Origin of the sequence: Stenotrophomonas sp. G106K1 (genome assembly GCF_037969685.1) — a bacterium.
GTDB lineage: Bacteria > Pseudomonadota > Gammaproteobacteria > Xanthomonadales > Xanthomonadaceae > Stenotrophomonas > Stenotrophomonas lactitubi.
Genome location: NZ_JBBPFR010000003.1, coordinates 169,816 through 194,210, shown reverse-complemented (window position 1 = coordinate 194,210; position 24,395 = coordinate 169,816). Strand labels below are relative to the sequence as shown.

At 66.2% G+C, this 24,395-nt stretch carries 15 protein-coding genes; 8 read left to right on the top strand and 7 right to left on the bottom strand.

All coding sequences use genetic code 11. The features are described from left to right. Nucleotides 1–3: 3 nt before the first annotated feature. From WKB25_RS04895 to WKB25_RS04885, 3 genes are all read right to left on the bottom strand, one after another. Nucleotides 4–1,248, bottom strand: coding sequence for a DUF819 family protein (locus WKB25_RS04895; protein WP_340569027.1), 1,245 nt, complete (start codon nt 1,246–1,248; stop codon nt 4–6). Nucleotides 1,249–1,373: 125 nt separating this feature from the next. Then, entirely contained in the window at nt 1,374–3,452 is a 2,079-nt protein-coding gene (locus tag WKB25_RS04890; RefSeq protein ID WP_340569025.1) for a S9 family peptidase, read from the bottom strand. Nucleotides 3,453–3,695: 243 nt separating this feature from the next. Beyond that, nucleotides 3,696–5,660 (bottom strand): oligopeptide transporter, OPT family, encoded by a 1,965-nt coding sequence (locus WKB25_RS04885; protein WP_089239520.1) that lies wholly within the window; start codon nt 5,658–5,660, stop codon nt 3,696–3,698. Between the two features lie 200 nt (nt 5,661–5,860). On the opposite strand from WKB25_RS04885, the gene WKB25_RS04880 reads away from it, so the two are divergent. Then, nucleotides 5,861–7,009 carry a heparan-alpha-glucosaminide N-acetyltransferase domain-containing protein gene (locus tag WKB25_RS04880; protein WP_340569022.1) on the top strand — a complete coding sequence of 383 codons (1,149 nt, stop codon included), beginning with the start codon at nt 5,861–5,863 and terminating at the stop codon, nt 7,007–7,009. 79 nt (nt 7,010–7,088) lie between these two features. Beyond that, complete coding sequence (locus WKB25_RS04875; protein WP_340569020.1) at nt 7,089–8,843, top strand: oligopeptide:H+ symporter; 1,755 nt, start codon at nt 7,089–7,091, stop codon at nt 8,841–8,843. 55 nt (nt 8,844–8,898) lie between these two features. Here the strand turns inward: WKB25_RS04875 and WKB25_RS04870 are convergent, their stop codons facing one another. The 4 genes from WKB25_RS04870 to WKB25_RS04855 all read right to left on the bottom strand — a co-directional run bounded on the left by WKB25_RS04870 (nt 8,899) and on the right by WKB25_RS04855 (nt 15,801). Beyond that, a complete protein-coding gene (locus WKB25_RS04870; protein WP_340569018.1) occupies nt 8,899–10,884 on the bottom strand; it encodes a prolyl oligopeptidase family serine peptidase in 1,986 nt (661 codons plus the stop codon). 67 nt (nt 10,885–10,951) lie between these two features. Continuing rightward, nucleotides 10,952–12,937: a S9 family peptidase gene (locus WKB25_RS04865; RefSeq protein ID WP_340569016.1), complete on the bottom strand. Its 1,986-nt coding sequence runs from the start codon at nt 12,935–12,937 to the stop codon at nt 10,952–10,954. Between the two features lie 95 nt (nt 12,938–13,032). Then, a complete protein-coding gene (locus WKB25_RS04860) occupies nt 13,033–15,000 on the bottom strand; it encodes a prolyl oligopeptidase family serine peptidase (RefSeq protein WP_340569014.1) in 1,968 nt (655 codons plus the stop codon). 165 nt (nt 15,001–15,165) lie between these two features. Then, nucleotides 15,166–15,801, bottom strand: coding sequence for a LysE family transporter (locus WKB25_RS04855; RefSeq protein WP_025873889.1), 636 nt, complete (start codon nt 15,799–15,801; stop codon nt 15,166–15,168). A gap of 140 nt (nt 15,802–15,941) precedes the next feature. On the opposite strand from WKB25_RS04855, the gene WKB25_RS04850 reads away from it, so the two are divergent. The 6 genes from WKB25_RS04850 (at nt 15,942) to mdcA (ending at nt 24,391) form a co-directional block, all read left to right on the top strand. After that, nucleotides 15,942–16,847 (top strand): LysR family transcriptional regulator ArgP, encoded by a 906-nt coding sequence (locus WKB25_RS04850; RefSeq protein ID WP_100551831.1) that lies wholly within the window; start codon nt 15,942–15,944, stop codon nt 16,845–16,847. A gap of 102 nt (nt 16,848–16,949) precedes the next feature. Then, nucleotides 16,950–17,534, top strand: coding sequence for a hypothetical protein (locus WKB25_RS04845; RefSeq protein ID WP_049464715.1), 585 nt, complete (start codon nt 16,950–16,952; stop codon nt 17,532–17,534). A 79-nt stretch (nt 17,535–17,613) separates the two neighbouring features. Beyond that, nucleotides 17,614–18,060, top strand: coding sequence for a GNAT family N-acetyltransferase (locus WKB25_RS04840; RefSeq protein WP_340569010.1), 447 nt, complete (start codon nt 17,614–17,616; stop codon nt 18,058–18,060). 193 nt (nt 18,061–18,253) lie between these two features. After that, nucleotides 18,254–19,945 carry a malate dehydrogenase (quinone) gene (mqo, locus tag WKB25_RS04835; protein WP_340569008.1) on the top strand — a complete coding sequence of 564 codons (1,692 nt, stop codon included), beginning with the start codon at nt 18,254–18,256 and terminating at the stop codon, nt 19,943–19,945. A 329-nt stretch (nt 19,946–20,274) separates the two neighbouring features. After that, complete coding sequence (locus WKB25_RS04830; RefSeq protein WP_340569006.1) at nt 20,275–22,464, top strand: TonB-dependent siderophore receptor; 2,190 nt, start codon at nt 20,275–20,277, stop codon at nt 22,462–22,464. A gap of 283 nt (nt 22,465–22,747) precedes the next feature. Then, the gene (gene mdcA, locus WKB25_RS04825; RefSeq protein ID WP_340569004.1) at nt 22,748–24,391 is read left to right on the top strand and encodes a malonate decarboxylase subunit alpha; all 1,644 of its coding nucleotides are present in this window, start codon (nt 22,748–22,750) and stop codon (nt 24,389–24,391) included. Nucleotides 24,392–24,395: the final 4 nt, after the last annotated feature.

Genomic DNA, 24,395 nt, shown 5'->3' with positions numbered 1-24,395 from the left:
GGATCAACCCTGCCCCGCCAGGGCGCGCAGGGTGATGCCGACCACATACGCCAGATAGGTGCCGGTGGCATAGCCCATCGTGCCCAGCAGCACGCCTACCGGCGCCAGCGCTGGATGGAACGCGGCGGCCACCACCGGTGCCGAGGCCGGGCCGCCGATGTTCGACTGCGAACCGATGGCGAAGTAGAAGAACGGCACCTTCAGCAGCTTGCCCAGGCACCACAGCAGTGCAATGTGCACGCTGATCCAGATGATGCCGAGCAGGAACACCCACGGGCGGTCCAGCAACGCCAGCAGATCCATCTGCATGCCGATGCAGGCGATCAGGAAGTACAGCAGCAGCGAACCCAGGCGCGAGGCGCCCGCGCCTTCCAGCGTACGTGCACGGGTGAAGCTCAGGCCCAGGCCGAGCGTGGTCGACAGCACCACCACCCACACGAACGGCGCATCCAGGCTGAACTGCGATGCCCAGCTGACGTGGACCTTGAACCAGGCCGCCAGCGGCGCGCCGATGGCATGGGCCAGGCCGACGCCACCAAAGGCCACGGCTACGATCAGCATCAGATCGGCCAGGCTGGGAATGCGCTCGTGCTCGGCCTGGAAGCGCGCGATGCGCTCCTTCAGCTCGTCGATGGCGGAGGTATCGGCACCGCTGCGTGCATCGATCTTCGCCGCGCGCCCGGCCAGGAAGATCAACGCCGCCGTCCACACGTAGCCAACCCCCACATCGACCACCGCGAACTGTCCGAAGGTGGTCGCGTTGACATCGAACACCTCGCGCATGGCCAGCATGTTGGCACCGCCGCCGATCCAGCTGCCGGCCAGTGCCGCCATGCCGGCCCAGGTGTCGCCGGCGACGGTATCGGGATGGATCGCACGCATCACCAGGAACGCCACCACCGCACCCAGCATGATGCTGGCCGAGGCCCCCAGGTACATCAGCACCAGCTTCGGCCCCAGCCGCAGAATGCCCTTGATGTCCACCGCCAGGGTCAACAGGATCAGCGCCGCCGGCAGCAGGATGTCACGCGCGATGGGGTTGTACAGCTTGGTGTTCTGCCCGTCGATCAGGCCGAACGTGTTGTAGATGCCCGGCAGCAGGTAACACAGCAACAGCGCCGGCACAAAGGTATAGAAGCGCTTCCACAGGCCCTGCTCGCGCGAGGCGGTCCAGAACACGGCGCCAAGAGTGGCGGCGATCAGGCCGAAAACGACAATGTCGTTCTGGATCAGGGCAGTCGAGGGCATGCAGGCGCTCTTGTTCGGGGTCGGATCCCTTTCGCCATGCGAAAGGGCTCTGACCCCAGGGACAGTCGATGGCGGGGTCAGAGCCCTTCCGCCGTGCGGAAGGGATCCGACCCCTCGGCGCTACATCAGTTGCCGATGTGCTGCTTCAGCCAGGCGTTGACGGTGTCATGCCACAGGATGCTGTTGTTCGGCTTCAGCACCCAATGGTTTTCGTCCGGGAAGTACAGGAACTTCGACTCGATGCCCTGGCGCTGGGCAGCGGTGAACGCGGCCAGGCCCTGCTCGACCGGAATGCGGAAGTCCTGCTGGCCGTGGATCACCAGGATCGGCTTCTTCCAGTCAGCCACGTGGTTGACCGGATTGAACTTCTCGTAGTTCGCCGCCTTCTGGTACGGGGTCCCGCCCTGCTCCCATTCGGTGAACCACAGCTCTTCGGTGGCGTAACCCATCATGCGCTGGTCGAACACGCCGTCATGGTTGACCAGGCACTTGAACGGGCTGTTCCAGTTGCCGGCGATCCAATTGACCATGAAGCCGCCGTAGCTGGCGCCCAGTGCACAGGCCTTGTCACCATTGAGGAAGTCGTACTTCTTCAGCGCCGCGCTCCAGCCCTTCTGCAGGTCTTCCAGCGGGCGGTCGCCCCAGTGCTGGCTGATCGCATCGGTGAAAGCCTGGCCGTAACCGGTGGAGCCGTGGAAGTCGATCATCACCACGGCGTAGCCCTGGCCCGCATAGGTCTGCGGATTCCAGCGGTAGCTCCAGCCATTGCCGAAGCTGCCCTGCGGGCCACCGTGGATCAGGAACGCAACCGGGTACGACTTGCCTTCCTGGTAGTTGTGCGGCTTGACCACGTAACCGTGCACGGTGTCGTTGTTCCAGCCCTTGAACTCGAACTGCTCGTAGTCGCCGAAGGACACGTCCTTCAGCACCTCGCCAGCGGCCGGGGTCAGCGCGCGCAGCGCGCCGATCGGCTCGCCAGCGGCCGGCAGCAGGCCGACCAGCACCTGGTCGTTGCTCTTCAGGCTGTTGCGGGTGATCGCCACGCTGTTGCCGGCCACGTCCACAGCAGTGACGCTGCCGTCGCCGATCAGCTTGGTCGCCTTGCCGCTGGCCACATCGATCTGGAACAGCGGGTGCTCGCCGAGGTCATCGGCAGTGGTGTAGATGCTGGTGCCGTCAGCGGACAGGGCGATGCCACCAGCCGAACGGTCCCACTGCGGAGCGATCTCGCGCGTCTTGCCGCTGGCCAGGTCCATCGCCATCAGGCCGAAGCGATCGGCTTCGAAGCCCGGGCGCTTCATCGCGCGGTAGAACAGGGTCTTGCCGTCGGTGCTGAACACCGGGCCGGCATCCCAGGCCGGGTTGGAGGCGGTCAGATTGACCGGCGCCTGCTTGCCGGCGGCATCGAAGCGGTACAGGTCGAAGTTGGTCGACCACGGCTCCTGCTTGCCGGCCACGCGGATGCTGGCGACCACGCTGCTGCCATCCGGCGACCACGCGAAATCATCATTGCCACCGAACGGCTTGGACGGAGCATCGCCATCGATGGTCGCGCTCAGCGCCGATGCGCCCTTGACCGCACCGGCCTTGGCTGCCGGCAACGGCGCGACGAACAGGGTGTTGCGACGGCCGTCGTTCCAGGTATCCCAGTGGCGCACGAACAGCGAATCGAAGACCTTGCCGCTGGCCTTGGCGCCTTCCACGTCCTTGAGCTTCTTTTCGGTGCAGGCCAGGTCCGAGGCACAGGCCTGGAATACGCCGGCGCTGAACAGCACGCGGTCGTCCTGCGGCGACACGTGGTAGCTGTCCACGTCCACCGGGAAATCGGTCAGCTGGCGCGGGGCGCCGCCACTGATCGGCTGTGCGTACAGCTGCTGGCTGCCGTTCTTGGCGCTGAGGAAGTACACGGTCTGGCCATCGGCCGACAGCGAGGCGGAGTTGACGTTCCAGCCAGCCGGGGTGATCTGCTTCGGCGGCGCCGCATCGCGGGTGCGCAGGTTGCGCGCGAACAGGGCGGTGCTGGCCTTGAGGTTGGCATCGGTGCTGCGCTTGGCGAACACCACGGTGCCGCCGTCAGCGGTCAGTACCGGCGCGGAGACGCGGTCCATGGCCACCATGTCGCGGATTTCCAGGCCACGGGCAGCGGCGACGCTGGGCAGGGCAGCCAGCAGGCTCAGTGGCAGCAGGGCATGACGCAGTTTCATCGGGGTCTCCGCAGGACGGCAAAAAACCGATGGTAGGCCTGCGCGGCCGGGCCTGCCAAGGCCATCGGTCATGGCCGTGGCTGAGCTGCCGCCAGAAATAGCAAACCGCGCCGTAGCGCGGTTTGCGGGAAACGCAGGGGCCGGATCCGAATCCAGCGGAATCGGCTCTGACCCCGGCCCTGTTACCGGCGATGAACCTGGGGTCAGAGCCCTTCCCATTGGGAAGGGATCCGCCCCCATTCCTTACGCCACGGCGCGCTTGCCGGTGCGGTAGATCAGCCAGCCGACCAGGAACAGCACGGCCAGGCCGATCCACTGCGCGGCCGGCAGGTGGAACGGCACGGCCAGTACGTCGGCACGGCTGCTGACCACGATCGGCACGGCAATGGCGATACCCATCAGCGCCTCACCGGTGATCAGGCCGGCAGCGAACAGCACGCCCGGCTTGTGCACGCGGTCGCGGCCCTCTTCGTCATCGGCGCGCACCTTGTGGAAGCGCTCGACGAGGTAGGAGATCAGGCCACCGAGGAAGATCGGCACCATCAGTTCCAGCGGCAGGTAGATGCCGATCGCCGCGGCCAGTACCGGCACGCGGAAACGCGAGTTGCGCGACTTCAGCCAGCTGTCGAAGGCGATGATGGCGGCACCGACCACGGCACCGATGCCGATGAAGGTCCACGGCAGCTCACCGCCGAACAGGCCCTTGGCCACCGACGCCATCAGGTTCGCCTGCGGTGCGGCCAGCGCATTCGGATGCAGCTCCGACTTGACGCCGATGCCGTAGGCGGTGGCCAGCAGGTTCAGCACCGGGGCCATGATCAGCGCGCACGAGAACGCGCCGATGCCCAGCATCAGCTGCTGCTTCCACGGGGTGGCACCGACGATGTAGCCGGCCTTGAGGTCCTGCAGGTTGTCGCCACCCACGGCGGCGGCACAGCACACCACCGCGCCGATCATGATCGCGGCCACCGCACCCAGCGGCGCACCGAAGGCACCGACCGGCTGCAGGCCGTCCTTGCCCAGCAGCAGCACCAGCACCGCCGACGCGAACAGGATGGTGGAGATGGTGATGCCCGAGACCGGGTTGTTGGACGAGCCGATCAGGCCGGCCAGGTAGGCCGACACCGAAACGAACAGGAAGCCGGCGACGATCATGATGAGGGTCATCGGGATCGACACGTGCCACTGGCCGACGATGGCCTGGTACAGCGCCAGCAGCGGCAGGGTGAACACCACCAGGGCCACCAGCATCCACTTCATCGGCAGGTCGCGCTCGGTGTGCGCCAGTACCGGGCCACCGCTCTTGCGCGCGGCCGCAAAGCCGCTCTTGACGCCGTTGAGCAGCGACTTGCGCAGCGAGATCAAGGTCCAGATACCACCGATCAGCATGGCGCCGACGCCCAGGTAACGCATCTTCGCACCCCAGATGGCGAACGCCGCTTCGGTGGACGAAGCGGTGGCGATCGAGGCGGCCAGCGCCGGATCGGTGTTCATGAAGAACGCCTGGTAGATCGGAATGGCGATGTGCCAGGTCAGGATCGAGCCGGACACCACCACGATGCCGACGTTGAGGCCGACAATGTAGCCCACGCCCAGCAGCGCCGGCGACAGGTTGGTACCGATGAACGCGGTGATCTTGGAACTGCCGACGTAGGCCGAAGTGGCCCAGGCGTCGGGGATCAGGCGCATGCCGCTTTCCGCGGCCAGCTTGACGAACGCACCGATCACCGCCGACAGGCCAAGGATCTTCAGGCCCGGGCCGGGGTTCTCACCGGCCTTGAGCACTTCAGCCGCGGCCTTGCCTTCCGGGAACGGAAGCGGGTCTTCGACGATCATCGAGCGGCGCAGCGGCACCGAGAACAGCACGCCCAGCAGGCCGCCGAGACCGGCGATGCCCAGCACCCACCAGTACTTGAAGTCCGGCCAGTAGCCCATGATCACCAGCGCGGGGATGGTGAAGATCACACCGGCGGCGATCGACGAACCGGCCGAAGCGCCGGTCTGCACGATGTTGTTCTCAAGGATGGAACCGCCACCCAGCAGGCGCAGTACGCCCATGGAAATGACCGCGGCGGGAATCGCGGTGGCGATGGTCAGGCCTGCGAACAGACCGAGGTAGGCGTTTGCGGCCGACAGCACCACCGCCAGCACGATGGCAAGGACCACCGCGCGGAAAGTGAGCTGCTTGGGCGCAGCGTCATGGTTCATGAAAGCCCCTGCTGGCAAAAAATCCCTTGCACGCTAGCGTTCAGGGGCCAGCAAGTCCAGCGTGCCAAAGGATGGGGCCGAGCATGGAACAGACACAGGCCCGCACCGGCACCGCCAGCCAGCCGATGCGGCAAAGCCCGAGTGGGCACCATGCAATCGATATGTTATAACTTTCGATTGATCCGCACCCGCTCCATTGCATGCCCCCTTCCGCCTCATCCCGGCTGGCCTCCATCGACCAGCTGCGCGGCACCGTGATGCTGCTGATGCTGCTCGACCACGTCCGCGAGACGTTCTTCCTGCAGTACCAGGTGAGCGACCCGATGGACGTGGCCAGCGTGTCCCCCGCCCTGTTCGCCTGCCGCCTGCTGGCCCACCTGTGCGCACCGGTGTTCGTGCTGCTGACCGGCCTGTCGGCGTGGCTGTACGGCCAGCGCCAGGCCGACCCGCGCCGCGCCATCGCCGCCTTCCTGCTCAAGCGCGGCCTGTTCCTGGTGGTGCTGGAACTGACCCTGGTCAACTTCGCCTGGACCTTCCAGTGGCCGCCGGACACGGTGTACCTGCAGGTGATCTGGGCGATCGGCCTGAGCATGATCGCGCTGGCCGGCCTGCTGTGGCTGCCGCGGCCGGTGCTGGCAGTACTGGCGGTGGCGCTGGTGGTTGGCCACAACCTGCTGGATGGCGTACGCGTACAGGGCGACAGCGCCCTCCCGGTGCTGTGGAAAGTACTGCACCAGCGCGACTGGATCGAGGCGGGAGCACTGCGCCTGCGTACCTCCTACCCGGTGCTGCCATGGATCGGGGTGATCGCGCTGGGCTACCTGATGGCGCCGTGGTTCGGCGCCGGCAGCGATCCGGAACAGCGCCGGCAGCGATTGCTGTGGGCCGGGCTGGGCGCGCTGACGGCCTTCGCCCTGCTGCGCTTCGCCAACGACTATGGCGATGCACCCTGGCAGTACCAGCAGACCACGCTGCGCACGTGGATGAGCGTGTTCAACATCACCAAGTACCCGCCGTCGCTGCAGTTCCTGCTGCTGACCCTGGGCGTGGGCCTGCTGCTGTTGCGACTGTACGAGTGGCCGCCGCTGGCGCGTGCGCTGAAGCCGCTGGCCGATATCGGCGCAGCGCCGATGTTCTTCTACCTGCTGCACCTGTACGTGCTGAAGCTGTTGTACCTGGCCGCGCTGAAAACCTGGGGCCCGACCCACGGTTGCCTGTATGCACTGGACTCGGTGGCTGGCCTGCTGCTGGTGGCCTGCGCGCTGGCGGTGGTGCTGTATCCACCAACGCGGATGTTCGCACGGTTCAAGGCACGGCGACGCGACCTGGCCTGGTTGCGGTATCTGTGAACGCCGAAGCCGGGCCGGCAATCCACGCATGGCGTGGATCTACTGAAAGCAGGTCGGGCCACACGCCTATAATTCCGCGATGAATTCCACTGCTATCGCTTCCGACGACTTCCTGGGCCATCCCAAGGGCGTCTACGTCTGCTTCTTCACCGAAATGTGGGAGCGCTTCTCCTTCTACGGCATGAAGGCGCTGCTGCTGCTGTATCTCACCAAATACCACTTGTTCGGCGACAAGGCCGGGCTGGACCTGCTCGGCGCGTACGGCGGCCTGGTGTACTGCATCCCGGTGTTCGGCGGCATGCTGGCCGACCGCTGGCTTGGCATGCGTCGGGCGGTGCTGTTCGGCGGCATCCTGCTGGTGCTCGGCCACCTCGGCATGGCCTTCGAAGGCCACGCGGCGTATAGGGTCAATGGTGAAGTGGTGCGCGACACCTCGGCACTGGCAGTGACCTACCTGTCGCTGGCCTTGATCATCATGGGCGTCGGCTTCCTCAAGCCGAACATCTCCACCATCGTCGGCAAGCTCTACCCGCAGGACGATCCGCGCCGCGATTCGGGCTTCTCGCTGTTCTATGCCGGCATCAACCTGGGCGCCCTGTTCTCCTCGCTGGTGTGCGGTTTCCTGGGGGAGGTCTACGGCTGGAAGTACGGCTTCGGTGCGGCCGGCGTCGGCATGATCGCCGGCCTGGCAATGTTCCTGTGGGGCCAGAAATACCTGCAGGGCCACGCCGAACCGCCGCAGCCGGCCACGTTGAAGCAGAAGGTGCTGGGCCTGCCGCGCGAATGGCTGATCTACCTGTGCGCGGTGATCGGCGTGCTGCCGGTGGCCTGGCTGATGTGGGCGGCCGGCAACGGTGCCTTTGCACTTGGTGGTGAAATCAGCCTGGCGCTGATGCTGATGCTGGTCGTGCTCGGCGGCGTGCTGATCTGGTTCGCCTGGTTCACCGGCAGCAAGTGCACGCCGGTGCAGCGCCAGCAGATGATCGCGCTGATGGTGCTGATCTTCATGGCACTGGTGTTCTTCACGATGTACGAGCAGTCGTACGGCTCGTGGGTGACTTTTACTGATCGCCTGCTGACCAAGGACATCGTGCCGGCACTGGTGATCCGCGAAGGCTCGCCGCTACCGTGGTCGATCGTGTCGCTGCTGCTGGCGCCGCTGGGCTTCGTGGTCAGCGCGCGCTTGTCCGAACGCCGTCCTGGTTCGGCCGCGCCGCGTACGTTCTTCATCGGCATCGTTGCGCTGATGCTGGTGCTGCTGGTACGTGACTGCCTGGTGATTCCGCAGACCGCCGGTTCGCTGACCTATCTGGGTGGCCTGTTCCTGGTGTTGCTGGCGCCAGCCTTCGCTGCGCTGTGGACGTGGCTGGACCGCCGCGGGTGGGAGCCGGGCAAGCCGGTGAAATCAGCCTGGGGCCTGGTGATCGGTGCGTTGTCGTTCGTGCCGCTGGCACTGGCCGCACAGCACGTCGGTGCCACCGGCCAGATGGCCAGCGTGTGGTGGCTGGTACTGGCCTACTTCCTGCTGGCCAGCGGCGAGATGTGCCTGTCGCCGGTCGGCCTGTCGGCGGTGACCCAGCTGGCGGTGCCGCGGGTGATGAGCCTGATGATGGGCACCTGGTTCCTCGCGACCGCCTTCTCGGAAACGCTGGCCGCGCTGTTCGGCAAGCTGGCGGCGATCGAGGTGCCCGAAGGTGAAACACTGGACATGGCCGCTGCCGCCGGCGCCTATGCGCACCTGTTCTGGCTGCTGATGTGGATCGGCCTGGGCTGCGCGTTGCTGGCCTTCATCGCCGCGCCGTTGTTGAAGCGGATGATGCATGGGGTGAAGTAACACCCATCGGCAGGTCGCAGCGGCGGTAACCATGATGGTTGCCGCCGCGCCTGTTTCAGGGTGCCTTGGCCTTGCTCGAAGCGGTCGCGGCGGCTGCCGTACCACCGCCCAGGCTGCGCGACAGGAAAGCCAGCAATCGGGTGTAGTAGTCGCGCTGGTTGGCTTCGGCGTACAGGCCATGCCCCTCCCGTGGGTAGTACACCGCTTCCACCGGCACGCCGGCCTGCTTCAACGCGGCCTCCATGCGCTCGGTGTGCTGCGCGGGCGCGCGCAGGTCTTCGCGGCCGGCGGCCAGCAGCACCGGCACCTTGATGCTTGCCGCCAGGTTGACCGGCGACACCGTATCCAGCGTGGCCGGCTCGCCCAGCCACTGCTGCAGGTAGGTCACGCCCGAAGCCCGATCCTGGATGTCGCCACGCTTGAACATCAACGGCAGGTCGTACACGCCGACATAGCCTGCCGCGCACCGGTACAGCCCGGGCTCGCGCACGACGCCCATCATCGCCGAGTAGGCACCGTAGCTGGCGCCGTAGATGCAGATGCGTCCGCCGTCAGCGATGCCCTGGCTGATCGCCCAACGGGTGGCGTCGGTCACATCGTCCTGCATCGCGCGGCCCCATTGCCGGGCAGCGGCCTGGGTATGCGCGCGACCGTAGTTGCCCGAGCCACGGAAGTTGACCTGCAGCACCGCGTAGCCAGCCTCGGCCAGCAACTGGTTCTCGCGCTCGAAACCACCGTCATCGAACACACCGATCGGGCCGCCGTGCGGGACCACCACCATCGGCAGGTTGCGGCCATCACTGCCCTTGGGCAGGGTCAGGAAGCCATGCAGCGGCAGGCCATCCCGCGCAGCCAGGGTGAGCGGGCGCACGCTGGCACCGCCCTCGCGATCGAACCAGCGATGGCGACTGGTGAGAAAGGCGGCGTTGCGGGTGGCGGTGGTGTACATGAAGTAATCGCCGGGATTGGTCGCCGAGCTCACCTTGACCAGCAGACGCGTGTTGTCGCGGGTGCCGGAGAGCAGGCTCACCGCCTGCCCTGGGAAGGCCTTTTCCAGCTTGCGCTGGATGCTGGCGGTCGGCGACTGCTCATCGAAGAAGGCCGTGCGCGTAACAGCGCCGACGAACTGGATGCCCACCGGCACGCGCGTGCCGGGCTGGTAGACCACGCGGGTAGGGTCAACGGTATCGTCCTGCAGCAACGTACGCCGCTCTCCGCTGATCGGGTCCCAGCTGACCACCGCGTCGGGACCGCGGGCCTGCTCCACCACCAGGTAGGCCAGGCGGTTGTCGGCAGAGAAGCCGATCGGGCGCTCGATGCGATGGCTGCTGCCTTCGTCGTTGATCAGGGTCCAGTGGTCGCGGCCCTCGCGATAGTAGAGCTTGTTGACGTTGTCAGCGGCGGCGCCGTGGGCGAAGCGCAGCTCTCCCTGGTTGTCGGTGGTGAACGTCGCGCGCTGCACCGGTGTGCGCGAGACAAGGACGCGGCGCCCGGTGATGACATCCATCCGTTCCAACCGCGTATTGGTGTCGTTGGCAAATGGCCACAGCGAGATCAACACGCTGCGTTGGTCGGCAGGCAACGGATCGGTCAGGAAGGCGGCAACCGGCTCGACCACGCGCCCGGTCACGAAGCCGGGCTCATCCGGGCGGGCCCGATAACCGACCAGAAGATCACCGCGTTTGCCATTGGCATCGATGGCATACAGTTCGCCCGTCGGCCGCGGTTGGTCCAGCGGCCCCCATTTCTCGGCCAGACCGATCAGCAGGCGGGTGTCGCTCACCCAGTCGACCTCGGCAGCGTGATTGTTGCGGGGCGGCCGGAAATTGCCGACCAGTTCCATCGTGTCCGTTCGCAGCACCGCCACCGCGGTTGCGCCGTCCAGCGGCAAGGTCATGGCCAGATACTCGCCGGTGGGCGAGAGCTGGATGTCATTGAACTCGGCACGACGCACGTAGCCGTCCAGCGAAACCTCCGCCGCCTCTACCCCAACCGAGCCGCAGATGGCCATCATTGCGGCCAGCACCCTTGCATGCTTCATGACGTCCTCCTTGAAGCCGGGCATCCCCCTGCCCGGCACCGGGTCCGCTGGCCGCAGCGGGTTTGCCTCAGGGCGCCTTGTCAGCACCCGCAGTTGCGCTGGTGCTGGCTGTGCTGCCGCCCAGGCTGCGCGAAAGGAAGGCCAGCAGCCTGGTGTAATACTCACGCCTGTGTTCGGGCCGGTAGAAACCGTGCCCTTCGGTGCGGTAGTACAGGCTCTCCACCGGCGAGCCAGCCGCCTTCAGTGCGGCCTCCATGCGCTCGGTGTGCTTGACCGGCGCACGCGTGTCTTCGCCGCCTGCAGCAAGAAACACCGGCACCTTCACCTGTGCGGCCAGGTTCACCGGCGAACTGGCACCCAGCGTCTTCGGATCACCCACCCATTCGCGATGCCACGTCATGGCCGAATCACTGGACTGGGCGTCATTGGTGAACATCAGCGGCAGGTCGTACACGCCGACATAGCCGGCCGCGCACTGGTACAACCCCGGCTCGCGCACCGGCCCCATCATTGCCGCGTAGGCACCGTAGCTGGCACCGTAGATGCAGATGCGCTTGCTGTCGGCGATACCCTCGGCGATGGCCCAGCGCGTGGCGTCGGTCACATCGTTCTGCATGGCCGCGCCCCACTGCTTGGCACCGGCCTGGGTGAAGGCACGACCATAGTTGGACGATCCACGGAAGTTGACCTGCAGCACGGCATACCCTGCTGCCGCCAGCATCTGCGGCTCATTGCTGTAGCTGCCCTCATCGAATACGCCGAAGGGGCCACCGTGCGGCAGCACGACCAATGGCAGATTGCGCCCTTCGCTGCCCGGCGGCAGGGTCAGGAAGCCGTGCAGCGGCAGTCCGTCGCGCGCCTTCAGCGAGAACGGGCGCACGGTGGCGGCCAGTTTCGGGTCGATCCATTCGCTGCGGCTGACCAGATGTTCGGCGGCCTTGGCGCGGGTATCGAACAGGTAGAAATCGCCGGGGTTGCTGCCCGACCACGTCTGCACCACCACCTTGCTGCCATCGCGGGTACTGGAGGTGATGAATACCGGACCACCGAACGCCGCTTCCAGGCTGCGGTATTGACGCGCATCGGCGCCCTTTTCATCGAAGAACCGGGTGCGCGGTGCGTCCCCCAGGTACAGCGCGCCTACGGGCACGCGGGTGCCCGGGCGGCGGATGATCGCGGAAGGATCAACCACCGCATCCCGCAGCACCTCACGCCGTTCGCCCGTCTGCGGATTCCAGCTGACGATGGCGTCGGGGCCGCTGGACTGCTCGACCTGCAGGTAAGCCAGCGTGCCATCCTCGGAGAAGCCCAGCGCGCTCTCGATCCTGTGGCTGAGTGACTCGTCATTGACCAACGACCACTGCGCGTTGGTGCCGGCGCGGTAGTACAGCTTGTTGACATTGTCCGACGCCGCGCCGTGGGCGAACCGCACTTCACCCTGATGATCGGTAGTGAAATCGGCACGCTGCACGGGTGAACCCGAAACGCGCACGCGACGCCCACTGACCACATCAAGCCGCTCGACCCGGGTGTAGGGGTCCTCGGCGAACGGCCACACCGCGATCAGCACGTTGCGGTCGTCGCCCGCCAGTTCATCGGTGAGGAAGGCCGCGACGTCCTCCACCTTCTTCGGCTGGATGCGCGTACCCAACCCGCGCCCCTGCACGCGGTAGCCGACCAGCAGTTCGCCGCCCTTGCCGTCGACATTGACGCCGTAGAGTTCGCCGGTCGGTTGCGGGGTATCCAGCGCGCCCAGCTTCTCGGCCAGGCCGACCAGCAGGCGATCATTGCTTACCCATTCGAAACTGTTGGCATGGTTCTTCGCCTGCGGCCGGAACACACCCGCAGGCTTGCGGTCGGACGTGCGCAGGATGACCAGCGCGGTGGAATCGTCCAGCGGCACGGTGCCGGCCACATAGTCGCCTCCCGGCGACAGCTTGATGTCCGAGAATGACTCCGGTTTCAGGTACCGCTCCAGGTCCACCCCGCCGGTACCCGCCGACGTCCCGCCCACCACCGCGCACAACAGCCCGGCAAGTACAGTCCTGCGCATCCTTCCCCCTCCCTGCCCGGACACCCTGTCCAGATTTGCCGATTCTAGGCAGGCCGACGATGGCTGCGCCAGTGACGAGCGCGCCATCGCCAGACTCAGGGCGCCTTCTCTGCAGTACCGCTGGCGTGCGTTTGCGCGGTGGCTCCCCCCAGACTGCGTGACAGGAACGCCAGCAGGTGGCCGTAGTACTCGCTGCGATGCGCCTGGGTGTAGAAACCGTGGCCCTCGGTGCGGAAATAGAGGGTTTCCACCGGCGTGCCGGCCCGTTCCAACGCGGCCTGCAGGCGCTTGCTGTGCTGGATGGGCGCACGCGCATCCTCACCACCAGCGGCCAGGAAAACCGGTACCCTGATGCGATCCGCCAACGCAACCGGCGACACCTCATCCAGCGAGGCCGGATCGCCCAGCCACTGCTGCAGATAGGCCGCACCGGAACGGCTGTCGCCCACATCGCCCCGGGTGTACATCAACGGCAGGTCGTAAACGCCCACGTAGCCTGCCGCGCACTGGTACAGCCCCGGCTCGCGCACCGGTCCCATCATCGCCGCGTAGGCGCCGTAGCTGGCACCGTAAATGCAGATGCGTTTGCTGTCGGCGATGCCCTCGGCGATGGCCCAGCGCGTTGCATCGGTCACGTCATCCTGCATGGCGCGGCCCCATTGCCGCATAGCCGCACGCATGTGGGCACGGCCGAAGTTGCCGGATCCGCGGAAATTCACCTGCAGCACGGCATAGCCGGCCGCTGCCAGCAACTGCGTCTCGTGCGCGAAACGGCCGTCATCGTACTCGCCGATGGGACCGCCATGCGGCAGCACTACCATCGGCAGGTCGCGGCCGGTACTGCCGTGCGGCACGGTCAGGAACCCATGCAGGTCCAGTCCGTCGCGTGCCTTCACTCTGATGGACCGCACCGATGCGGTCACAGCCGGGTCGATCCATTCGCTGCGCGCCAGCAGGAAGCGCGCCTGTCTGCGGTCAACGTCATAAAGGTAGAACTCGCCCGGATTGGCGCCGGACCAGGTTTCCAGAAGCAGCTTTCGTCCATCTAGGGTGCTGGAGGTGATGAACACCGACCGCCGGGGAAATGCCGCTTCCAGGCTGCGGTACAGCCGCGCTTCGGCCGATGCTTCATCGAAGAAGCGGGTGCGCGGGGTATCGCCCAGGAACAGCGCGCCGACCGGCACCCTGCTGCCGGGGCGGCGGATCACCCGTGCCGGATCGACCACATCGTCACGCAGGACAACCCTGCGTTCCTGCGTGGCCGGGTTCCAGCTGACGATGGCATCGGGCCCCGTGGCCTGCTCGCTCTGCAGGTAGGCCAGCTGGCCATCGGCGGAAAAGCCGAGTGCCGCCTCGATGCGGCCACTGGCCGTTTCATCATTCACCAGCGCCCATTCGCCGCCGTTGCGGTGGTAGAGACGGCTGCCATTGTCGCTGCCGGTGCCACGCACGAAGCGCACGTCACCCTTGGGGTCGATCGTGTAGGAAGACGCCGGCACCGGCGCTCGGGCCAGGATGCGCTGCTTGCCCGTAGCGAGGTCGAGCCGGGCTGCATAGCCATTGGCATCCAGGCGCGAAGCGCCCATTGCAATGACCACCTGGCCATCGTCGCCCGGCAGGGTGTCACTGAGGAATGCCGCCGCCTCGCTGTGGTACCTGGGCCGCAGGCGCAGTCCCAGGTTGCGGTAGCCGACCAGCACGTCCGTACGCCCGGTTCGCGCGTCGAGCGCCAGCAGCTCGCCAGTGGCCCAGGGCGCATCACGGGTGCCGAACTTCTGGGCCAGGCCGAACATCACCTGATCGTTGTTGACCCAGTGCATATCGAAGACATGGGAATTGCGTGGCGGCCGCAGGCTACCCACCGGCGTGTTGTCGTCCGTACGCAGGATGATCAACGCGGTGAAGCCATCACCGGGCACGGTAGCGGCCAGGTAGTCGCCGCTGGGCGACAGGATCACATCCTCGAACTTGTCCGCCCGCACGTAAGCGCCCAGATCAACCGCAGCGGCGGTCCCCCACGCCATCCCTGCCACGATGATGGTGGCCAATCCATACCTGCGCATCCTTCCCCCTTACGCCTGGACGCCTTGTCCCGGTTGGCCGATTCTAGGCAGGCCAGCGGCCGCGCCGCCAGTGGGCACAAAAAACGACGGCACCGTTGCCGGTGCCGTCGTTACCACTACCTTGGAGAGAGAGTCAGGACGTGGGTTCGGGGGGCGTGCGCCGGGTCAATGAACCCCGCGCACCGCCAGAGTGAGGGCCAGGATGCTGAGGATCACAGCAATGGTGCCGTCCAGCACACGCCAGGTGCTGGGCTTGGTGAACAACGGTGCCAGCAGGCGCGCGCCCAGGCCCTGCGCGGTCAGCCACAGGCAGCTCGCCGTGACCACGCCGGCAGCGAAGGCCATGCGCGCATTGCCGAAGTTCTCTGCGATGGAGCCGATCACCATCATGTCCAGCCAGAAGTGCGGATTGATCAGGGAGAAGCCGACCGCCGCCATCAGCACCGCGCGGCGACTGCCGTCATCGCTGTCAGCCTCGCCCATGCCGCCGCCGCCGGCGATCGCACGGCGTGCCGACTTCATGGCGTACCAGGCCAGGAACGCCACGCCGGTCCAGAGGACGGCGGTGGTCAGCCACGGCAGCGCGGTGGTGAGCGTGCGCAGGCCGGCCACGCTGGCGAAGATGAAGATCGCATCGATGGCCGCACAGGTGGCCACCACCGGCACGATGTGCTTGCGCAGGATGCCCTGGCGCAGGATGAAGGCGCTCTGGGCGCCGACCACGGCAAACAGGCCGATGCCGGTGGCTGCACCAGAGAACCAGGCACCGAGGCCGGTGCTGGCGGAGATGACCGAGAACATGGGATTCACTACCTTGTCTTGCTTGGGGGGAGCGGTGCCTCGCGAAGGCGGACAGCACCGGAACGGGCGCCATTGTCGCGCCGCAACATAGAAAAGACGAGCTAAACTTACTAAACCAACATTAGCGGAACTTAATCGCCATGCGCATCGACCATGCCCAGTTGCGGGCCCTGGCTGCGGTGATCCGCGAAGGCAGCTTCGACCGTGCCGCGCAGTCGCTCAACGTCACCCCCTCGGCCATCTCGCAGCGGGTCAAGGCACTGGAAGACCGCATCGGTCGCCTGCTGGTCAAGCGTGGCACGCCTGCTACCGCGACTGCCGAGGGCCAGTTGCTGGTGCAGCTGGCGGAGCAGACCGCGCTGCTGGAGCACGACGCCCTGCACCGGATGGGCCTGGCCGACGAGGACTTGCCGCAGGCCAGCATTCCCGTAGCGGTGAACCACGACAGCCTGGAGACCTGGTTCCCGCAGGCCGCCCAGCAGTTCGCGCAGGGCACCGGCACCACCCTGGACTTGCGGGTGGAAGACCAGGACCACACGGTCGAGCTGCTGCGCCAGGGCACCGTGCTGGGTGCGGTGACCACCCTGGACGAACCCGTGCAGGGTTGCCAGATCCACGCACTGGGCAGCATCCGCTACGCCGCGACCTGTACGCCGGAGTTCCGCGAGCGCCATTTCGCCAAGGGCGTGACCGCGCAGGCACTGGCGCAGGCGCCGGTGCTGGTGTTCAACCGCAAGGACGACATGCAGTCGCGCTTTGCCCGGCGCATGGCCGGCGCCGACCTGCCCAGCACCGCGCCGACCTGGTGGATTCCGTCCACCCGCGCCTTCGTGCAGGCCAACCTGGGCGGCCTGGGCTGGACCATGAACCCGTTGCCGTTGGTCAAGCGCCATCTGGATGCCGGGCGCCTGGTCTACGTGCGGCAGCGCGCGTGGGAAGACGTGCCGCTGTACTGGCAGCATTGGAAGGGCGACGTGCAGACGATGGCACTGCTGACCCGGGCGGTGCTGGACGCCGCCTCGGCGCTGGTGCAGCGCAGGCGCTGAAAAAGGGGTCGGAGGGGATCATGTCGTTCGTGGCATGAACGACTTGATCCCCTCCCCCCCTTTTTATGCAAGCATCGGTGCAACCGACGAGGGGGCTGGCTGATGGAAACCGAACCGGTATTCCTGCATATCCGCGTGGTGATGGGGATCATCCTCGGCCTGTCCATCACCACCCTGCTGAAGGGGCTGGCGCAGATCATCGAACACCCGCAGCGGCGCGGCTGTTCGGCGCTGCACCTGTGCTGGGTGGTCTGGACGCTGGTATCGCTGGTGACCTTCTGGTGGTGGGAATTCCGCCTGGTTGAAGTACACCGCTGGACGTTTGAAACCTATCTGTTCGTGATCACCTACTGCGCGACCTGGTTCCTGCTGTGCGCGCTGCTGTTTCCCGAAGATCTGCGCGAGTACGGCAGTTACGGCAACTATCTGATGCAGCGTCGACGCTGGATCTTCGGGGTGATCGCGATATTGACGCTTCTGGACCTCGTGGATACCGCGATCAAAGGGGGAAGTCGATGGCGGCTGCTGGGTGCTGCCTACCCACTGCATACCGCTCTGATGCTCGTGGTCGCCGCGCTCGGCTGGCGCCTGCGCACTGTGCGTTCGCAGCTGGTGCTGGCCGCAGCGACGCTGGCCTATCAACTGGTCTACTTCGCCGCGGAGTACTTCACCATCGGCAGTGAATGAAGACCGCCCCCCGCCTCCATCCAATCTCCATGCGGGCCGGCCACAATCACGCGGTTCCGTTCGACCGCAGGTTTCCCAGATGACGATCCACTACCGCAATGCCCTTCCCGATGACGCCGCCGCCTGCATCGACCTGCGCGGGCGTACCCGCGAGAACGCCTTCAGCGCCGCGCAACTGGCCGAGCTGGGCATCACCGGAGAGAGCTGGGCCGCAGGCATCGCCGATGGCGATTCGATTGGCCGCATCGCCTGCGAGGACGAACGGATGGCCGGCTACTGTTTTGCCGACCGCAGAAGCGGCGAGGTGCTGGTGCTGGCCCTGCTGCCGGAATTCGAGAACCGCGGCATCGGCCGGCAGCTGCTGCAGGAAGTGGTCAGCCTGACCCGCGATGCAGGCCACACCCGCCTGTTCCTGGCCTGCTCGGCGGACCCGCGTTCGCGCTCGTATGGCTTCTATCGGCACCTGGGCTGGAAGGCGACCGGCGAGATCGATGAGGCCGGTGACCAGATCCTTGAGCTGGCGTGATTGAGTGCATCGCCGGGCATGGCCCGGCGCTACCGGGTGAGGGTGCCGCGAACCGTCGGATGCTGCGTTGCATCAAAATCGGACCAGGAACGGTTAAAATTGCCCCTGGAATGCTGCAAGGCGTTGTTTCTTCACGCTCTTTCCCTGCTTCTTGCGCATTCTGACCCCCTCCCCCGCCAACGATTCCGCCCCCATGAAGAAATTTGGCAAGGCCCTACTCGCCCTGCTCGTGCTGCTGTTGCTGGTCGCCGCACTGTTCCTGTACTGGCCGCTGACCCAGCGCTCGGTGCCCGCCGCGAGCAACGACAAGCCCGTCGATGTGGTGCTGGTCGGCGCCGGCATCATGAGCATCACCCTGGCCACCTACCTGCAGGAACTGCAGCCGGACTGGAACATCCAGGTCTACGAGCGCCTCGACGGCGTCGCCGGTGAAAGCTCTGACGGCTGGAACAACGCCGGCACCGGCCATTCGGCATTCGCCGAACTGAACTACACCCCGGAACTGCCCGATGGCAGCATCGAGACCAAGCGCGCGGTCGGCATCGCCGAATCGTTCGAGGTCTCGCGCCAGTTCTGGTCGCACCAGGTGAAGGAAGGGCGGCTGAGCCAGCCCAGCGACTTCATCAACCCGACCCCGCACATGAGCTTTGTCTGGGGCGATGACAACATCGCCTATCTGCACAAGCGCCAGCAGGCGCTGGTGAAGAACCCGCTGTTCTACGGCATGCAGTACTCCGAAGACCCGGCGCAGATCAAGCAGTGGGCACCGCTGCTGATGGAAGGCCGCGACCCGAAGCAGAAGGTCGCCGCAACCTGGATGCCGCTGGGCACCGACGTCAACTTCGGCGTCATCACCCGCCAGCTGACCGCCGGCCTGCAGCACAGCCCGAACTTCGGCCTGCACCTCAACCATGAAGTCAGCGCGCTGCGGCAGAACGCGGACAAGAGCTGGAACGTGACGGTGAAGGACCTCAAGGCCGGCACCGAATCCACCACCCACGCCCGCTTCGTGTTCATCGGTGCCGGTGGCGCCGCGCTGAAGCTGCTGCAGATGTCGGGCATCCCGGAATCGAAGGACTACGCCGGCTTCCCGGTGGGCGGCCAGTTCCTCGCCTTCCAGGGCCAGGACGTGACCTCGCGCCATGGCGTGAAGGCCTACGGCATGGCCGAAACCGGTTCGCCGCCGATGTCGGTGCCGCACCTGGACGCGCGCAAGCTGGATGGCAAGCCGGTGGTCCTGTTCGGGCCGTTCGCGCTGTACAGCACCAAGTTCCTCAAGCACGGCTCGTGGTGGGACCTGTACTCGTCGGTCAACCACAACAACGTCGGCCCGATGCTGGAAGTGGGCAAGGACAACCTGGACCTGGTGCAGTACCTGATGGGCCAGGCGCGCCTGAACGATGCCGATCGCCAGGCCGAACTGGTCAAGTACTTCCCCAATGCCAAGCCGGGCGACTGGAAGCTGGTCACCGCCGGCCAGCGCGTGCAGATCATCAAGCGTGATCCGCTGAAGGGCGCGGTGCTGCAGTTCGGTACCGAGATCGTGACCGACAAGGACCATACCCTCGCTGCGCTGCTGGGTGCCTCGCCAGGCGCCTCGACCTCGCCGCCGATCATGCTCGACCTGATGGCCAAGGCCTTCCCGGACCAGATGAAGGCCGGTTGGGAAGCCCGCCTGCGCGAGATCGTGCCCTCGTACGGCCGCAAGCTCAACGACAGCGCCGCGCTGACCAACGAGATCCGCACGCTGACCAGCCAGACCCTGCACCTGCCCTACCTGGAGGTTCCGGTGGAAGCCGGTGCGACGCCAGCCCTTGCACCGACGGCCGCGCCGTCGCCGGCCAAGGAAAAGCGCAACGCCAACGAGGAACTGCAGGCGCTGTAAGCCTGCGCTTCCCCTTGGATGGAAACGGACGGCCACCTTCGGGTGGCCGTTCGCGTTTGTGTCGCATCCACCTGTAGAGCCGAGCCTGCGCTCGGCTGCTCCTCGCGGTTGCCGACAGCCGAGCATGGGCTCGGCTCTACAGAGATCCGTGCCAGGCGCCGACAAGCCCGCGCACAATGACGCGAATTGTAATGTTGTTAAGAATTATTTACATTTACGTCCTGCGCAGTGACCGCGCCCCTCCCAGATGGACCTGACGTGCCCGAAGCCGCCGCCCCGGGTGCTGGACGACTGTTGCCCCCTCCCCGCCTCCACGCTTCGAGCCCGCCATGACCCAGATTTTCCCCAGCCGCCAGCCCCGCCGTGCGCTGCTGCCCGCTGCCCTGCTGTCCTGCCTCACCCTGGCTGCGCCGTCGGCATTCGCCGAGGTCGCTGCCGACGCCAAGACCCTGGACCGGGTGAGCGTGCGCGCCGAGCAGTCTGCGCCGCCTTCGAGCACCACCCGCCTGCCGATCACCCTGCAGGAAACGCCGCAGTCCTCCACGGTGATCGGCCTGCAGCGCCTGCAGGACGAATCGTTGTTCAGCCTCAACGACGTGATGCGCAATGTCACCGGCGTCAGCGTGTCCTTCTATGACACCCAGCGCCCGCTGTACTACGCGCGCGGCTTTGCCATCACCGATTTCCAGGTGGACGGCATCCCCACCTACAGCGGCTCGACCAACCAGGAATACGACACCGCCTTCTATGACCGGGTGGAAGTGATCCGCGGCGCCAACGGCCTGCTCAGCGGCGCGGGCGTGCCGTCGGCCACGGTGAACCTGCTGCGCAAGCGCCCGGGCAAGGAGTTCGACGCGTCGTTCTCGGTCAGTGCCGGCAGCTGGGACTACCGCCGCATGGAAGCGGACGTGACCGCGCCGCTGACCGCCGACGGCCGCTTCCGCAGCCGGGTGGTCGCCGCCTATACCGATCGTGATTTCTATTACGACCGCTACAAAGAGAACAAGATGGCCGGCATGGCCGTGCTGGAGGGCGATGTGACCGACAGCACCACGGTCACCGTCGGCTACCAGACCCAGGACAACAACCCGGTGGGTTCAACCTGGGGCACCGTGCCGTTCTTCGACAGCAAGGGCAACTTCGCCCATCTGCCGCGCTCGACCAACCTGGCACCGAAGTGGAGTTACTGGCAGCGCGAGACCAGCACGGTATTCGCCAACCTGGAACAGCGCTTCGGTGACAACTGGCTGCTGAAGATCAACACCGCCTACACCCGCGGCAACGTGCAGAACATGCGCCTGTACGGCACCGGCAATCCCGACCCGGTGACCGGCGCGGGCATCTACCTGCGCACCGCCGCCGGCGATTCGGAAGACACCCGCCGCAACGTCGACGCCTACCTGACCGGCACCTTCAACCTGTGGGGCCAGCAGCACGACGTGACCGTGGGCGCACAGTGGGCCGACCTGGAAGGCACTACCAATACCCTGGCGCTGAACTACCCGCGTGACTGGGCCCGCTGCGGCAGCGAGCGCTGCTACTACATCCCCAACGTATACACCTGGGATGGCGACATCTCCGAAGTGACCTACACCCTTACCGGCGCACGCCGCGTGGCCAGGACCACGCAGAGCGGCTTCTACCTGGCCACCCGCCTGCGCCTGGCTGATCCGCTGGCATTGATTGCCGGCGCACGCCTGAGCCGCTGGCAGACCCAGACCCGCGCCTACAACGCGGCCGGCGCCTACACCGCCACCAGCGGCGCGTACAAGGTGAGCGATGAAATCACCCCGTACGTGGGCCTGGTGTATGACATCACCCCGAACGTGGCGGCCTATGCCAGCTACACCGAGATCTTCAACCCGCAGAACTACAAGGACCGAAACGAAAACCTGCTGGCGCCGGTGCAGGGCTCCAACCTGGAGGCGGGCCTGAAGACGCAGTGGTTTGATGGTCGCCTGACCGCCAACGCGGCGATCTTCGAGGCCAAGCAGGACAACTACGCGGTGCGCGACATGAGCGTGCCGGAAGGCTCGCTGAGCGACGGCAGCTCGGCCTACATCGGCGTCAACGGCACCAAGGCGCGTGGCTGGGAAGTGGACGTCAACGGCGAGATCCTGCCGGGCTGGACGGTCAATGCCGGCTATACCCACGTCAAGGTGACCCGCGCGGCCACCGACCTGCTGTACGCCAACCCGGCCGAAGACCTGCTGCAGCTCAACACCCAGCTGCAGCTGCGCGGCGCGCTGGAGCGCCTGAGCGTGGGTGCCGGCGTGCAGTGGCAGAGCAAGGTGCAGGGCTACAACATCCCCTACCCGGTGGGCGTGGGCACCACGGTGACGGTGAACCAGCCGTCCTATGCGCTGGTGCAGTTCAACGCCAACTACCGCATCAGCGACAACTGGACGGCGACGCTGAGCGTGCGCAACGCGCTGGACAAGACCTACTGGGCCAACCTGGACTACAACAACTACGGCGAACCGCGCTTCGTGGCGGCCAGCCTGCGCTGGAAGTTCTGAGGTAGCTGCGAGAGATTGCCGGGCTGCTCCCGGCAATCTCAACAACAACTGCGGGCTCGCTGTGGGATGGCGGGTCACTGTTTGCCAGTAGATCCACGCCATGCGTGGATGACCACGAATCCCCAATGGGCCCGCCTCTGCGCGGGCCCTTTCGTTTGCAAGACCATCCACGCGTGGCGTGGATCTACTGAATACGCGGCGCCGTCAGATTTGCTGCGCTGCGGGTTGCACACACTCCAATAATTATGGCGTAATTATTTCAACACCATTCGGAAGTCCGTCGATGAACCCGAGCTGGGACACGCTGGAGCGGGGCCGCCAGGCGCGGCTGGAACGCGCCGCGCCATGGGCCAGGGGCCACGAGGTGGCGGCCGGCGATGTCGCCGAGCTGCTGCACGCGTTGCTGGAACCAGGCGACAAGGTCTGCCTGGAAGGCAACAACCAGAAGCAGGCCGACTTCCTCGCCCAGGCCTTGGCCGACCTCGACCCGGCACGCGTGCATGACCTGCACATGGTGCAGTCGGTGCTGTCGCTGCCCTCGCATCTGGATGTGTTCGAGCGCGGCATCGCCTCCAGGCTGGATTTCTCCTTCTCCGGGCCGCAGTCGGTGCGGCTGGCCAACCTGGTGGCCGAAGGGCGCATCCAGATCGGTGCCATCCACACCTACCTGGAACTGTTCGGCCGCTACTTCATCGACCTCACTCCGCGCGTGGCACTGGTCGCGGCACAGGCCGCCGACCGCCACGGCAATCTCTACACCGGCCCCAACACCGAAGACACGCCGGTGATCGTGGAGGCCACCGCATTCGGTGGCGGCATCGTCATCGCCCAGGTCAACGAGATCGTCGACACCCTCCCCCGCGTCGACATTCCTGCCGACTGGGTCAACTTCGTGGTGCAGGCGCCGCGCCCGAACCACATCGAACCGCTGTTCACCCGCGATCCGGCGCAGATCTCCGAGATCCAGGTGCTGATGGCGATGATGGCGATCAAGGGCATCTACGCCGAGTACGGGGTGAACCGGCTCAACCACGGCATCGGTTTCGATACCGCGGCCATCGAACTGCTGCTGCCGACCTACGCCGAATCGCTGGGCCTGAAGGGAAAGATCTGCCAGCACTGGGCGCTCAATCCGCACCCGGCGCTGATTCCGGCCATCGAATCGGGCTTCGTCAAATCAGTGCACTCGTTCGGCTCGGAACTGGGCATGGAGAAGTACATCGCCGCGCGCGGGGATGTGTTCTTCACCGGCGCCGACGGTTCGATGCGCTCCAACCGCGCGTTCTCGCAGACTGCAGGACTGTATGCCTGCGACATGTTCATTGGCTCCACGTTGCAGATCGACCTGCAGGGCAACAGTTCCACCGCCACCCGCGACCGTATCGCCGGCTTCGGTGGCGCGCCCAACATGGGCTCGGACGCACGCGGCCGCCGCCACGCCAGCGACGCCTGGCTCAAGGCGGGCCAGCAGGCCGCGCGGCCCGGCGAGATGCCACGCGGGCGCAAGCTGGTGGTGCAGATGGTGGAAACCTTCCGCGAGCACATGGCGCCGGCCTTCGTCGATCGCCTCGATGCCTGGGAACTGGCCGAGCGCGCGAGCATGCCGCTGCCGCCGGTGATGATCTACGGCGACGACGTCAGCCATGTGCTGACCGAGGAAGGCATCGCCAACCTGCTGCTGTGCCGCAGCCCGGAAGAACGCGAGCAGGCGATCCGCGGCGTGGCCGGCTATACCGCCGTGGGCAGGGGACGCGACCGCGCCATGGTGGAAAACCTGCGCGACCGCGGAGTGATCCGTCGCCCGGACGATCTCGGCATCAACGTGCGCGATGCCAGCCGCGATCTTCTTGCCGCGCGTTCGGTGAAAGACCTGGTGCGCTGGTCCGGCGGTCTGTACGACCCGCCCAAGCGCTTCCGCAACTGGTAAGGGC